Consider the following 13,750-nt stretch of genomic DNA (forward strand, 5'->3'; position numbering starts at 1 on the left):
CGCCGGTCCTGTCGAAGGAACCCCATGAAAGTCTCCTGCCCGTCTTGCCAGACGAATTACAACATCGATGACAAGCGGATCCCCCCGGGTGGCGCGAAGCTCAAATGCGCCCGGTGCCAGACCACCTTCCCCATCAAAGCCGAGGCCGTGAGCGCTCCGGCGCCCGCCGCCGCCATTCCCCTCCCGGGACAGGCCAGCGCGCCCGCCGCCATTCCCCTCCCCGGCGCCGCGCCATCCGGCGCCATGGGTGCGAGCGCCGAAGCCATTCCGCTCCCCGGCGCCGCGCCCCAGTCGGGCGGCTTCGGCTACGACGCCGGCGCCATTCCGCTGCCCGGCAGCGCCCCTCAGGCGGATGCCTTCGGCGGCGGCGCGATTCCGCTGCCCGGCGCCGCTCCCTCGGGTGCCATCGCCATGGGTGCGGGTCCCGAGGCCATTCCACTCCCCGGCGCCGCGCCCCAGGCAGCCCCCTACGGCTACGACGCGGGGGCCATTCCGCTCCCCGGCGCCGCGCCCCAGGCGGACGCCTTCGGCTACGACGCCGGCGCCATTCCGCTGCCCGGCAGCGCCCCTCAGGCCGACCCCTACGGCTACGACGCAGGCGCGATTCCGCTCCCCGGCGCCGCGCCCCAGGACGCCTTCGGTGACAACGCCGGCGCCATCCCGCTGCCCGGCGCCGCCTCGGCCGTTGACGCCATCCCCCTGCCCGGCGCCGCGCCCCAGGCGGATGCGTTCGGCACGGGCTTCGACGACGCGGAGCCTCCTGCGCGCCAGGACCGCGACGTGACGCGTGTCGTGGCCATTCCGATGCCCAACGCCGCGTTCCCGGAGCAGGCCGCCCCGCCCGCCCGGGCCAACGGCACGCGCGACTTCGACTTCTCCGATGACGCGCTGGCGCCGCCCGTGGACCTGGACCCGTCCTCGTCCTTCAGCCAGCCCGACACACTCGGCACCGCGCGCGACTTCGACTTCTCCGACGACTCGCTGCCCGTCCCCGCGCAGCCCCAGCCGGAGGCGGACCCGTTCGCCTTCGACGTCGAGTCGCCGAGCGGCGAGGCCACCGCCTTCGCCCTGCCCCCGACGCCCGCGCCCGGACACGCCAGCGCCCCCGTCGAGGCGAACCCGTTCGCGCTGCCGCCTCCGCCCGCGTACTCGCAGCCGCCCGTCAACGACGACCCGTTCGCGCTGCCTCCACCCCCCGCGTACGCACAGGCCCCCGTCAACGACGACCCGTTCGCGCTGCCCCCGCCTCCCGCGTACTCGCAGCCGCCCGTGAACGACGACCCGTTCGCGCTGCCTCCGCCTCCCGCGTACTCGCAGCCGCCCGTCGACGCGGATCCGTTCGCGATGCCCCCGCCTGCCGACGGTGGCCCTTCGTTCGACTTCGCCGAGCTGCCGATGCCCGCGGATCCGTTCGCGGCCGCGCCACCGGTGGCCTCGCCCGGGCTGGACTTCTCGGATTTGCCGTCCCCCGCCGCGCCCGCGATGGACTTCGCCGACCTGCCGGCCCCCGCCGCGCCGCCGCAGGACCTGTCGTTCGACTTCGCCGCGCCCTCCGCGCCCGCGCCGATGCCGGACTTCAGCCTCGACTTCGCCGAGCCCCCGCCCCAGGCCGCGCCCCCGCCGCCCGCGCCCTTCAACCCCGCGGTGGACTTCGGCGACGTGGACTTCGGCTCGCCCCCGCCCTCGGCGTCGCCCGGCATCCCGGACTCGCTCGAGTTCGACCCCACCGCGCGCCCCGCGGATGACCTGGAGGCGGACCTGTCGGATCCGCTGCCTCCGCCGCCCAACGCCGGCCCCGCCGACGGCCTGGAGATGTTGTCGTTCATCGACGACGCCGCCGGCCGCGACGCGGGCGCCCAGGCGGGCGCGAAGGTGCGCCGCTTCCACGTGCGCCGCCGCTCGGGCAAGGTGTTCGGCCCGTTCGACGAGGGCGTCGTCGTGAAGATGCTCGAGGATGGCCAGCTGCTCGGCAACGAGGACGTCTCGCTCGACTCCGAGTCCTGGTCCGCCATCGGCACCATCCCCACCTTCGCCGCCGCCATCCAGCGGCTGATGGAGGGCCCGGCCAAGGTGGTGGCGGCCGCGCCCGTCGCCGCCGCGTCGGACTCGCCCAGCGCCCCCGCCTCGGACGCCAACGGCCAGCAGGCGAACATGCGCCGGCTGGAGCAGCTCTACGAGGGCCGCATGGCGGCCGTCTCCGTGGTGGACCGCAGCGGCGCCAACGAGAAGCTCAAGAAGCGCGTCCCCATGTTCATCGCCGCCGGCATCGGCGTTGTGCTGCTGGGCATCGGCGCGGGCACCGAGTTCGGCACGCGCTACGGCGCCTTCGGCCGCCGGGCCCTGTTCCCCGCGCGCGTCTCCGACGGCTCGCCCCAGGCCCAGCTGGTGAGCCAGGCCCAGCAGGCCCTGCTCCAAGACACCTTCGCCAGCTACAAGCAGGCCCACACGCTCTCCGCCCAGGCGCTCCAGGAGAAGGAGTACCCGGCGGTGCGCTCGCTGTGGTGCCAGTCCGTCTACTACCTGCAGCGCAGGTACGCCGCCGCGGACGCGTCCGACATGTCCCGCTGCCGCGACGGCATGGCGGACATCGAGCTGCTCGGTGAGAAGGACGTCGACTTCATCAAGGTGACGGCCTCGCTCGCGCTCACCTCGCGGCAGGCGGACGCCGCGCTGGCGCCGCTCCTGGACGCGTACTCGCGGGAGGGCAACCAGGGCGACCTGGAGCTGGCCTTCCTCGTGGCCGAGGCCCAGACGATGAAGCGCGACTTCAACGGCGCCGTCGAGACGCTGAAGAAGGTACTCGCCGCCGACGGCAAGTCCGCCAAGGCCCACCACGCGCTGGGCAACCTGCACCAGGCCGCCGGCCGCGCCGACGAGGCCGCCGCAGCCTACGCCGCCGCGCTCGAGGCGGACCGCAAGCACGCCTCGTCCGCCGTGGAGCTCGCCGCCGTGCAGCTCCTGGTGCGCAAGGACGCGGAGAAGGGCGCCCAGTCCGTCGACGAGGCCCTGGCCGAGGACGTCCAGTCCGCGCTGGGCCCGGCGGAGCTCGCCCGCGCCCGGGGCCTCAAGGGCGTGGCGCTCTTCCATCAGCACAAGCCCAAGGAGGCCGAGGCCGAGCTGAAGTCCGCGATGGAGAAGGACCCGCAGTCCGACTTCCTCAAGGCCCAGCTGGCCCACGTGCTGCGCGCCCAGCGCAACTACGAGGGCGCCCTGCCCCTCTACACGGCGCTCGCGTCGGAGGAAGGCGACAACCTGGAGTACGCCGACGGCCACATCACCTCGCTGGTGATGACCGGCAAGATGCAGGCGGCGCTGGACGCCGTGCAGAAGGCCAGCCAGCGCTTCCCCAACGAGGCGCGCATCGCGTACCTCTACGGCCGCATCGAGGACGCGCTGGACAAGCTCTCCGAGGCGGAGGGCCACTACAAGCGCGCCATCGCCGCGGACGCCAACCTGGTGGAGGCGAACCTCTACCTGGGCCGCTTCTACCTGCGTCAGCGCCGCAACGCGGAGGCCCGCACCCAGCTGGAGCAGGCCGCCACCAAGGCCCCGGACCTGGCCGGCGTGCGCGCGGGTCTGGGCGAGCTGGCCCTGGCGGAGAACAACGCCCTGTTGGGCCAGCAGGAGTTCGAGCGCGCCGTGCAACTGGACCCCAACCTCGCCGACGCCCACCTGGGCCTGTCGCGCGTGGCGCTGCTCAACGGTGACCTGGAGAAGGCCCAGACGGAGGCCAACCGCGCCCTGGAGCTGGACCCGCACCTGTTGAAGGACGGCCGGCTGCAGCGCGGACTCGTGCTGTGGCGGCTGGGCAAGCTCGACGAGGCCGTGGCGGAGCTGGAGAAGGCCAAGGGCGAGGACCCGCGCTCCACCACCATCCCCATCACCCTGGGCGCGGTGCTGCTGGAGCGGGGCGATTTGCCCGGCGCGGAGAGCAACCTGGGCCTGGCGCTCAGCAACGAGCCCTCCAACCACGAGGCGCTCTACTACCTGGCCCTGGTGAAGGCGAAGCGGCTGGAGTTCACCCAGGCCATGGACGCCATGCGCAAGGCCGTGGAGCGCGCCCCCAAGCGCCCCGACTACCACTACGCCTACGGCGTCATCCTGCGCGACGCCAAGCAGCTCCCGGACGCCATCCGCGAGTGGAACACCGCCGTGGAGCTGGACCCGGCCAACGCCGACGCGCACGAGGCCCTGGGCCACGCCCACCTGGAGAACAGCGAGTTCGACGAGGCCATCGAGTCCTTCGAGGCCAGCCTCAAGTCGGACCCGCGCCGCACCCGCGTGCTCGGCTCCATCGGCGACGCCTACTTCAACGCCGCCCGCTGGAACGAAGCCATCAAGCGCTACCAGACGGCGCTCAAGGCGGACACCAAGCTCACGTACGTCTATTACAAGGTCGCCCGCGCCTTCACCGAGCAGACCCAGCACGCCAAGGCCATCGACTGGTACCGCAAGGCCGCCGACGCCGAGCCGGAGAACGCGATGACCTACTACTACCTGGGCTTCGCCTATAAGGAGAAGAACAAGCGCAAGGAAGCCGTCCAGGCCTTCAAGGACTACCTGGTGAAGAAGCCGGACGCGACCGACAAGAAGGACATCGAGGAAGAGATCTACGACCTGCAGAACTAGCCGGCAGCCGACAGCCGGCCGTCCTCACGGGGATGGCCGGCGTCAGGCACCTGTCGCCCGGGGCGTCCGCCCTTGAGCACCCCGGGCGCGAGGAACCTTGCTGACGCCCACCAAGGGTGACTACAAGGCGTCCCCCATGCTGGACCTCCGGTACGTTGCGCAGAACTTCGATGCGGTCGTCGCTCGCCTGAAGACGCGGGGCGGCAACCTGGACCTCGGCCCCTTCCAGCGCCTCTTCTCCGAGCGCCGCGAGCTGTACGTCTCCATGGAGTCCCTGGCCGCGCGCCGTAACGCCGCCAACGAGGAGATGAAGAAGAAGGCGAAGGAGGACCCCAAGGCGCTGGACGCGCTGCGCGGCGACCTTCGCGCCGTCTCCCAGGACATCAAGGAGAAGGAGAACCGCCTCAAGGAGGTGGAGGAGGAGATCAACCGCATCCTCCTCCTCATCCCCAACGTCCCGCACGAGTCGGTGCCCGTGGGCGAGAGCGCGGACCAGAACGTCCAGGTGAAGAGCTGGGGTGAGAAGCCCAACCTGCCCTTCACGCCCAAGCAGCACTTCGAGCTGGGCGAGAAGCTGGGCATGCTCGACTTCGAGCGCGCCGCGAAGGTGTCCGGCAGCCGCTTCACCTTCTACAAGGGCGCGCTGGCCAGGCTGGAGCGGGCGCTCGTCACGTTCATGATCGATGTGCACACCCAGAAGGGCTACACGGAGCTGCTCCCGCCCTACCTGGTGCTGCGCGAGACGATGATGGGGACGGGCCAGCTGCCCAAGTTCGAGGACGACGCCTTCAAGACGCTGGGCGACCCCGAGCGCTTCCTCATCCCCACGTCGGAAGTGCCCGTCACCAACTACCACGCGGACGAAATCCTCGAGGGCGAGTCGATGCCCATCCGCTACTGCGCCTTCAGCCCGTGCTTCCGCGCGGAGGCGGGCGCGGCCGGCAAGGACACCCGCGGCCTCATCCGCCAGCACCAGTTCCACAAGGTGGAGATGGTGAAGTTCGCCCAGCCGGACAAGAGCCTGGACGAGCTCGAGGCCATGACGGACGACGCGTGCGACATCCTGCGGCGGCTCGGCCTGCACCACCGGGTGATGCTGCTGTGCACCGGCGACATGGGCTTCTCGGCCCGCAAGACCTACGACATCGAGGTCTGGCTGCCGGGGCAGAACGCCTACCGGGAGATTTCGTCCTGCTCGGACTGCGGCGACTTCCAGGCGCGCCGCGCGAAGATCCGCTTCCGCCCCCAGAAGGGAGACAAGCCCCAGCTCGCTCACACCCTGAACGGCAGTGGCCTGGCCGTGGGCCGCACGTCCATCGCCATCCTGGAGAACTACCAGCGCGACGACGGCACCGTGGGCATCCCGGAGGTCCTCTGGCCGTACATGGGAGGGCTCAAGGAGCTCAAGCCGCTGTAGCGAAGCAGCGTGGCGAAAAGGTGTGATCATCCGCTTGCAACGGGCGAAGAATCAGGTAGAAGGGCGGCCCCACGGTCGACGTCGGTCCGAGGGACACCGCCGGCTGGGTTGTTTGGAGGCGTGGCCGAGCGGTTGAAGGCAGCGGTCTTGAAAACCGCAGAGGGTGCAAGCTCTCCGTAGGTTCGAATCCTACCGCCTCCGAAAATGTTCTTGAGTTTTGCGGTTCTTTGACAGAGAAGAGTTGGAGAGATGGCCGAGAGGCTGAAGGCACAGGTTTGCTAAACCTGCATACTCGAAAGGGTATCGAGGGTTCGAATCCCTCTCTCTCCGCCACTTGTCGTTGTAGCAGCGCGTGAAGATTTTGCTCCCTTAGCTCAGCTGGATAGAGCGTCGGACTACGAATCCGAAGGCCGGAGGTTCGAATCCTCCAGGGAGCGCTCCCTTCTCTCACGCCGTCTCCATGAGTGACGACGAAGCTTTCATGCAGCAGGCGCTCGCGCTCGCGCGGGAAGCCGCGACACTCGGAGAGGTCCCCGTCGGTGCGGTTGCCGTCCATGATGGAAACATCATCGGCACGGGCTTCAACCGCCGCGAAGTGGATCGCAACCCCCTCGCCCATGCGGAAGTCCTCGCACTGGATGCCGCTCGCAGGCATCTCGGGGTCTGGCGGTTGACGGGCGTCACCCTGTACGTGACGTTGGAGCCGTGTGCCATGTGTGCCGGAGCGCTGGTCCAGTCCAGGGTGACTCGCCTCGTGTTTGGCGCCATGGACCCGAAAGCCGGCGCGGTCGGCTCTCTCTACAATCTGGCCGAGGAACCCCGGCACAACCACCGGCTCCAGGTCACTCGTGGTATCCTCGCTGAGGACAGCACGACTCTTCTCAAAACGTTCTTCGGGCGCCTGCGCGCGAAGCGACGCGACAATTGAATACTTGGAGAGCTGGCCGAGTGGTCGAAGGCACCTGACTCGAAATCAGGCATACCGGTAACGGTATCGTAGGTTCGAATCCTACGCTCTCCGCTCCAGACTTTCTGGAGAGGTGGCCGAGCGGTTGAAGGCGCACGCCTGGAACGCGTGTATATCTGAAAGGGTATCGTGGGTTCGAATCCCACCCTCTCCGTTGTTGATACTGCAGTTGATGTCTACAGCCTTTGTGGTCGGGACAACGTGGGGGCGCGAACCCCGCCAGGTCCGGAAGGAAGCAACGGTAGCGTACCACCGCGTGTGTCCCGGCCGTTCTGAAGAGCCAGCCTCCGTTTCGGAAGCTGGCTCTTCGCCTTTGCGGGGTACGGAGTCCGCCCTGGGCCAGAGCGCCTGACCGGCGCCCTCCCCTGTCGACCTCAGTCGCGGACGAGCAGCGTCTCGCGGCCGATGCGCCTCTCGATTCGGAAGCCGCCTGCCTGGAGCTCGGGCAGGGCCCGGTCCTCGAAGGAGACGGCGCGGTTGAAGGTCCTGTCTCGCAGCCCTCGCTGGAAGGCCTCGTCTCGGGGCCAGTCACAGGTGAGCCAGGGGATGCGCTGGCCCAGGTAGAAGAAGCCGCCGGAGCCCCAGAGTCCCTCGTTGACGATGAGCAGCCCCGTGGCGCCGCCCATCCGTGTCGACGCGACGATGGCTCGGAACTGGTCCGCCCGCAGGTCCTGGGGAGGGAACCAGCGGGCGGAGACGAGCCCCGTCACCAGCGCCATCGCCGTCACGCCCCATCGAGCGGATGCGGGAACGCGCGTGGTGAGGAGGTCCGCGACGACGGGCGCCGCCGCGAGCACGCCCAGCACCAGCGCCGGGTAGAGGAAGCGCTCCTCCTTGTGCGCGGTGACGAGCAGCACGCCCAGGTAGACGGCGGCGCACGTCAGCGGCAGGGACACGCCTCGCCGCCCCGCTCGCAGGCCCAAGGGCACCGCGACCCAGGCCCAACCGGGAACGGCCGTCACCAGGGGGAGCAGGTAGAAGCCGGGAGCCGCCGAGCCGAAGCGGGCCGCGGCCTCGCCCGAGAGGACGTTGAAGCGGACGTAGGTGAAGAACGAGTGGAAGGGGCTGCCCCAGGTGAGGTGGTCCAGGAGTCCCAGGCCCGCCGCGACGACGAGCCCGCCCAGGCAGGTGAAAGCCAGCATCCGCCAGCGCCGGGCCACCAGCAGATAGAGCAGCGCGGTGAGGACACAGATGGCGGACGGGTAGCGCGTCACCACCGCGAGCCCCAGCGCGGCGCCACCGAGGAGCCCCGCCCGCGTCTCGCGCTCACGCCGGTCCAGGGCCTCCATGGCCACCACCAGGAAGGACGTGGAGAAGGACTCCGCCAGGGTGCGGCCCGCGAAGACGAGCACCGGCCCGTAGAGGCCCACCAGCAGGACGGCCAGCCAGCCTCCCGAGACGCCTGTACGCCGGGCGGCGAAGCGGTACGCGGCCCACAGGCTCCACGCATGCAGCGCGAGCTGGGGCACGGCCGTCATCGCGCGGTAGCCCTGGGGGTCGGTGATGCCCAGCATCCCCGCCAGTTTCAGGAAGCCGGCCAGGACTCCCGGAACAGCCCAGTTACGGATGCCATCGCGCCACTCCCACGCCAGCACGCCATAGCCATGCACGCGCCAGTACGCGGGCTCCAGCGCCTGGAACACCTCGTCGGGGTGGATGCGGCCCAGCTGGGCCACGGCGATGACAGCCGGCAGCAGCGCCACGACGACGAGGGCAGCCCTCACAAGGAGGGAGGGGCTCGCCGGAGGATGTGGCCGAGCGACATCCGACGGCGGGGGCTCGGGCGACATGGGCGGGGTGGGCGTCTCGGGCAGGGCGGCGGACACGGGCGCCCGGGACTCTCCCCGGCCCGGCGGCGAGGTGCAAGCCAGCGGACGTTTGTCCGCCAGGGCCTCGCTCGGGTAGGAACGCGGTTCCCTCGAGAAGGAGCAGGCCATGCCGGACGTCATCGTGGTGGGAGCGGGACACAACGGACTCGTGACAGCGGCGATGCTCGCGCGCAGGGGCCTGTCCGTCACCGTCCTGGAGGAGAAGGACGTCATCGGCGGAGCGTGCCGGACGGAGTACCCGTTCAAGAGCGCGCCCGGGCTGGGCGTGTCCACGGGCGCGTACCTGCTGGGACTGATGCCGCCGGAACTCCTGCGCGAGCTGGAGCTGGACCTGCCCCTCAAGCGGAGGGACCCGCACTACTTCCTGCCCACCACGGGCGAGCGCTATCTGCTGTTCGGCTCGGACGAGCGCGAGCTGAAGCGCCAGTTCCTCGAGTTCTTCTCGCAGGCGGACTGGGAGGCCAACCAGGCGATGAACGCGGAGCTGGCCGCGCTGCGTGACGACCTGGCGCCCGCGTGGCTCAAGCCGCCGCTGACCCACGAGGAGACCGCCGAGCGCTACATCCGGCCCGCGCTGCGCGAGCACTTCCTCAAGCTGTGTCGGGGCTCGGCGCGCCAGTACCTGGAGCGCTTCGGCTTCAAGTCCGACCTGGTGAAGGCGATGTACGCGGTGACGGACGCCTTCTCCGGACTGGACGGCGGCTATGACACGCCGGGCACGGGGATGAACCTGCTCGTCCACAACATGTGCCGGCTGCCAGGCAGCGGCGGCACGTGGATGATTGTCGGCGGCGGCATGGGCACCGTCACCCAGTCCATCGCCAACGTCGCGCGCAAGCACGGGGCGGTCATCCGCACGGGCGCCAAGGTGACGTCGGTGCGCGTGGACTCGGGCGTGGTGAAGGGTGTGGTGCTGGAGAACGGCGAGGAGCTCCAGGCCTCCGTGGTCGTGTCCAACGGAGACCCGTTCCGCACGCTGAAGCTGGTGGACACCGCGGCACTGCCGGCGGACTACCGCGCGAAGGTGGGCGCGATGGCGGTGCCGGGCACCACGCTCAAGGTGAACCTGTGCCTGAAGGAGCTGCCGAGGTTCACCTGTCTGCCCGAGGACAAGGGCCAGTTCGGCCCCACCATCCACCTGCTGCCGCAGGAGGACGACGTGCTCGGCGCGCTGGAGCGCTCGTACCGCGACACGCAGGCGGGCAGGCTGTCCGACTTCCCCTCCATCGAGTGGTACATCCACACCACCGTGGACCCGTCGCTGCGTGACGCCGAGGGCCGCCACAACTCCGCGCTCTTCGTGGAGTGGGTGCCCTACAAGCTCGAGGGCACGACGTGGGAGAAGGAGGAGTCGCGCTACGTGCAGCAGCTGCTGTCGGTGTGCGACCGCTTCGCGCCGGGGACCAGTGATCTGGTCCAGGAGTACTTCGCCCTCACGCCGCCGAAAATCGAGAGCCACTTCGGAATCACCGGCGGGCACATCCACCATGTGGACAACAAGCTGGGCTTCACCGACAGGCTGCCCTACGAGACGCCGGTGCAGGGGCTCTACTTCTGCAGCGCGGGCTGCCACCCGGCGGGCAGCGTCATCGGCGCGGCGGGGCACAACTCGGCCCAGGTCGTGCTGAAAGCGCTCGGACGCTGAGTCGCAGCGCCTGGAGATGGATCCTTCGCGCCGTCGTGTTTAGATGACTGCCCCCATGAGCTACCTCGTCCTCGCCCGCAAATGGCGTCCGCAGAAGTTCGATGACATGACCGGACAGGAGCACGTCGTCCGGACCATCGCGAACGCCATCAAGATGGACCGGGTGGCGCACGCGTACCTGTTCTGCGGCCCGCGCGGCGTGGGCAAGACGACGGCCGCACGCCTGCTCGCCAAGGCCCTCAACTGTGAGAAGGGCCCCACGGCGACTCCCTGCGGTGAGTGCCGGGCGTGCACGGAGATTGCCGCCGGCACCAGCGTGGACGTGGCGGAGATCGACGGTGCCTCCAACAACGGCGTGGAGAACGTCCGCGAGATTCGCGAGAACGCGAAGTACCTGCCGCAGCGCGACCGGCACAAGATCTACATCATCGACGAGGTCCACATGCTGTCGGGGGCGGCGTTCAACGCGCTGCTCAAGACGCTGGAGGAACCGCCCGGGCACGTGAAGTTCATCTTCGCGACGACCGAGGCGCACAAGCTCCCGGACACCATCCTGTCGCGCTGCCAGCGCCACAACTTCCGCCGCATCTCCGCGGCGCGGATGCTCCAGCGGCTGCAGGAGATCTGCAAGGCGGAGGGCGCGGGCATCTCGGACCGCTCGCTGTCGCTCGTGGTGCGCCAGTCCGAGGGCGGCATGCGCGACGCGCTCAGCCTGCTGGACCAGGTGCTCGCCTCGTGCGGAGCGAATCCCACGGACGAGGAGGTCGCCGAGGCGCTGGGCGCCATCGACCGGACGATGGTGCAGGACTTCGCCGACGCGCTGGTGCACAAGGATGCCAAGCGCGTGCTGGAGCGCGTGGAGGAGGTCTTCAACCGGGGCCTCGATTTGAAGCGCCTCGCGGAGGAGCTGGCGATGCAGCTTCGCCACCTCTTCGTCACCAAGACGCTGGGCGAGGCGCCCGCGGAGCTGGCGGAGTCCGAGCAGAAGGCGCTCGTGGGGCTGGCGAAGGACGCGGAGAGCGCGCAGCTCACGCGGCTGTTCGACGTGGTGCATGGCTCCGTCTGGGATGTGTCGCGCGCGGCGCAGCCGAGGCTCGCGCTGGAGATGGCGCTGTTGAAGGCCATCCAGCTGTCGCCCGGAGGGTCGATTCCGGAGCTGCTCGCGAAGGTGGACCGGCTCACGGCTGGACTGCCTCAGTCGGACAAGGCCAATGCTGGAGCGCCAGGAGGTCGCTCCAGCTCCACGAACTTTCGCGCCTGAGCCTCGCCAGGCTCCGCCCCCCGAAGCCGCGCCCGCCCCACGTCCGTGGGAGACGGGTCGAGCCGCGCCCGCGACGGGGCAACAATCCGTCTCGACGCTCGCGCCTGCCGGCACCTCCGGTGGAGCGCCGTCGAGCGATGGCGTTTCCACGGCCATGCCGTCAGCACAGCGGACTTCGAATGGAGGTGCTGACGCCCGCGCGCATGCAGGGGCAGTCAACGGCAGCGCGTCGTCGCCCCATCTGGGTGGCGCAGTCGACGGTGCGCAGGTCGGCCCCCATGGCTCCGCGGGTCCATCACGCCTGGGGCTCTCGGCCTCGCCTCAAGGTGGACCATCGGATGCGCCTCGCGCGTCTGTCGGACAAGGCCCGAACGGAGCGATGGGACGTGCGCCGTCGGGCCCGCCCTGGGATTCGCCTGGTCCATCCGCGGGACGGCCTTCCGGTGGAGCCACAGCACGTGCGCCATCGGGACCTCCCTGGGATGCCGCAGGGGCATCCTCCGTAGAGACCTCCGCCGGGGCACGAGCTCATGTGCCGTCGGGCCCGCCCTGGGATGCGCATGGTTCATCGGCAGGACTGCCATCCGGTGGAGCCACAGCGCGTGCGCCATCGGGCCCGCCCTGGGATGCGCCAGCCGCCGTCTCCGGACAGCAGCCGACGGGAGACCTCGCCCGCCCAGCGCAAGCGCCTCGCTTCGATGGGACCGCGCCGCTCGACACGCGGGGAGCCCCTCGCGATTCCGGAGCCTCGCGCTACGACGACTCCGACTACATCGCGGAGCCGCCGCCCGACATCGAGCTGCCACGCCACGGTGGCGGAGCATCGGACGAGCCGCCAGCAAACATCACGCTGCCTCGGAACAACGGCCCGACGCGTGAAGCCACGCCCTCCCCTGAGGCCTCGGCTCCGTGGACTCCGCCCGCGACAGTGGGCATCACGCCCCCTGTCCCCAGCGGACCGGTGATGGCCGGGCTGCCTCCGTCCGCCGCGCGGCCCCTGTCCTTCCTGCGCAACGGCGGCGGCCAGACTGTCTCGGACGCTCCGCCCCCATCGGCGTATCCCGTCGAGAATCCCCTGCCCTCGGGCCCCGTCCTGGACGGCCTGCCCCCGTCCGCCGCGCGGCCCCTGTCCTTCCTGCGCAACGGTCCGCCCGCGCCCACGGCAGCGCCGCCCCCGCAGCAGCCCATCAGTCCCCCCGGCCCGCATGCGGGCGCCACCCCGCTCTCCCGCACCACCGAGCCGGCGCCCACCGTCCGCGTCATCAACGTCCGCAAGCCCGAGCCGCCGCCCGGCCCGCCCGAGCCACCTCCCTACGGCGACAGCGACGAGGAGTCCCGCTTCTATCCAGAAGAGGCCTCTCCGGGCGGCTGCGCCTCCGGCGAGTGCATTCCCGAGCCCGAAGCCCCCACCGCCGCGCCCGAGCCCGAGCCGCCTCCCATGGCCGCCGCGCCCGCCCCCGTGGCACGCGGGCGCGACAACCCCAACCTGCCGCTCATCGAGCGTTGGCGCGCCGCCGTGGAGACCGTGAAGGCGGGCTCCCTGCGCCACGGCACCGCCCTCGCGAACGGCCGGCTCATGTCGATGAAGGCCGGGGAGATCATCCTCGGCTTCCTCCCCTCCGCGGGACTGCACCGCATGTCGGTGTCCGCCGCCGCGGGCAAGGCCACCATCGACAAGCTCCTGGCCGAGCACTTCGGCCGGCCCGTGAAGCTGTCCTTCCAGGACGTGTCCGCGGACGACTCCCGGGCCGCGCCCAGCCTCGCCGAGCGCGACGCGCAGAGCCGCGCCACCCACGAGAAGAACACCGAGAGCAAGGTGCGCAACCACGCCTCGGTCCGCTCCGTGCTCCTGGTCCTGGGTGGAGAAATCGAGCACATCCAGATCTACGAGCCCGAGCGCCCCTCCGCCGCCTCGGTCGCCGACGCTCCTGTCGAAGCCCCTGACGACAGCGCCTGACAATGGACGCGCGCGACGCTAGGGTGCGCGCCACACTCCACGCCC

At 70.4% G+C, this 13,750-nt stretch carries 7 protein-coding genes, 5 tRNA genes and 1 other RNA gene; 12 read left to right on the forward strand and 1 reads right to left on the reverse strand.

The genetic code is table 11. From position 1 onward, the window contains the following. Positions 1 to 24: 24 nt before the first annotated feature. From VZQ01_RS07575 to ffs, 9 genes are all read left to right on the forward strand, one after another. On the forward strand, positions 25 to 4,629 hold the full coding sequence (locus VZQ01_RS07575; RefSeq protein ID WP_408891205.1) for a tetratricopeptide repeat protein: 4,605 nt from the start codon (positions 25 to 27) through the stop codon (positions 4,627 to 4,629). A gap of 136 nt (positions 4,630 to 4,765) precedes the next feature. After that, positions 4,766 to 6,046: a serine--tRNA ligase gene (gene serS, locus VZQ01_RS07580; RefSeq protein ID WP_426748939.1), complete on the forward strand. Its 1,281-nt coding sequence runs from the start codon at positions 4,766 to 4,768 to the stop codon at positions 6,044 to 6,046. A 114-nt stretch (positions 6,047 to 6,160) separates the two neighbouring features. Next, a tRNA-Ser gene (locus VZQ01_RS07585) sits at positions 6,161 to 6,247 on the forward strand. Positions 6,248 to 6,289: 42 nt separating this feature from the next. Further along, positions 6,290 to 6,379: transfer RNA gene (locus tag VZQ01_RS07590), tRNA-Ser, on the forward strand. Positions 6,380 to 6,409: 30 nt separating this feature from the next. Beyond that, positions 6,410 to 6,483 (forward strand) — tRNA-Arg (locus VZQ01_RS07595). Positions 6,484 to 6,506: 23 nt separating this feature from the next. Next, positions 6,507 to 6,974, forward strand: coding sequence for a tRNA adenosine(34) deaminase TadA (gene tadA, locus VZQ01_RS07600; protein WP_046712138.1), 468 nt, complete (start codon positions 6,507 to 6,509; stop codon positions 6,972 to 6,974). A gap of 6 nt (positions 6,975 to 6,980) precedes the next feature. After that, positions 6,981 to 7,067 (forward strand) — tRNA-Ser (locus VZQ01_RS07605). Positions 7,068 to 7,080: 13 nt separating this feature from the next. After that, positions 7,081 to 7,167, forward strand: a tRNA-Ser gene (locus tag VZQ01_RS07610). Positions 7,168 to 7,197: 30 nt separating this feature from the next. Next, an RNA gene (gene ffs / locus VZQ01_RS07615) (signal recognition particle sRNA small type) lies at positions 7,198 to 7,290 on the forward strand. A 97-nt stretch (positions 7,291 to 7,387) separates the two neighbouring features. Here ffs and VZQ01_RS07620 read toward each other — a convergent pair. Continuing rightward, positions 7,388 to 8,737 carry a glycosyltransferase family 39 protein gene (locus VZQ01_RS07620; protein WP_426747356.1) on the reverse strand — a complete coding sequence of 450 codons (1,350 nt, stop codon included), beginning with the start codon at positions 8,735 to 8,737 and terminating at the stop codon, positions 7,388 to 7,390. A 211-nt stretch (positions 8,738 to 8,948) separates the two neighbouring features. Here VZQ01_RS07620 and VZQ01_RS07625 point away from each other — a divergent pair, with 211 nt between their 5' ends. From VZQ01_RS07625 to VZQ01_RS07635, 3 genes are all read left to right on the forward strand, one after another. Further along, the gene (locus tag VZQ01_RS07625; protein WP_223750557.1) at positions 8,949 to 10,487 is read left to right on the forward strand and encodes a phytoene desaturase family protein; all 1,539 of its coding nucleotides are present in this window, start codon (positions 8,949 to 8,951) and stop codon (positions 10,485 to 10,487) included. A 55-nt stretch (positions 10,488 to 10,542) separates the two neighbouring features. After that, entirely contained in the window at positions 10,543 to 11,748 is a 1,206-nt protein-coding gene (gene dnaX / locus VZQ01_RS07630) for a DNA polymerase III subunit gamma/tau (RefSeq protein WP_426747357.1), read from the forward strand. A gap of 964 nt (positions 11,749 to 12,712) precedes the next feature. After that, entirely contained in the window at positions 12,713 to 13,705 is a 993-nt protein-coding gene (locus VZQ01_RS07635; protein WP_426747358.1) for a DNA polymerase III subunit gamma/tau, read from the forward strand. Positions 13,706 to 13,750: the final 45 nt, after the last annotated feature.

The sequence above is a fragment of the Myxococcus faecalis genome (genome assembly GCF_050039385.1).
Taxonomy (GTDB): Bacteria; Myxococcota; Myxococcia; order Myxococcales; family Myxococcaceae; genus Myxococcus; species Myxococcus fulvus.

Excerpts from the sequence above, each read along its gene's own strand:
- VZQ01_RS07575 (WP_408891205.1), top strand. The coding sequence starts at position 25 with ATGAAAGTCTCCTGCCCGTCTTGCCAGACGAATTACAACATCGATGAC.
- serS (WP_426748939.1), top strand. The coding sequence starts at position 4,766 with ATGCTGGACCTCCGGTACGTTGCGCAGAACTTCGATGCGGTCGTCGCT.
- tadA (WP_046712138.1), top strand. The coding sequence starts at position 6,507 with ATGAGTGACGACGAAGCTTTCATGCAGCAGGCGCTCGCGCTCGCGCGG.
- VZQ01_RS07625 (WP_223750557.1), top strand. The coding sequence starts at position 8,949 with ATGCCGGACGTCATCGTGGTGGGAGCGGGACACAACGGACTCGTGACA.
- dnaX (WP_426747357.1), top strand. The coding sequence starts at position 10,543 with ATGAGCTACCTCGTCCTCGCCCGCAAATGGCGTCCGCAGAAGTTCGAT.
- VZQ01_RS07635 (WP_426747358.1), top strand. The coding sequence starts at position 12,713 with ATGGCCGGGCTGCCTCCGTCCGCCGCGCGGCCCCTGTCCTTCCTGCGC.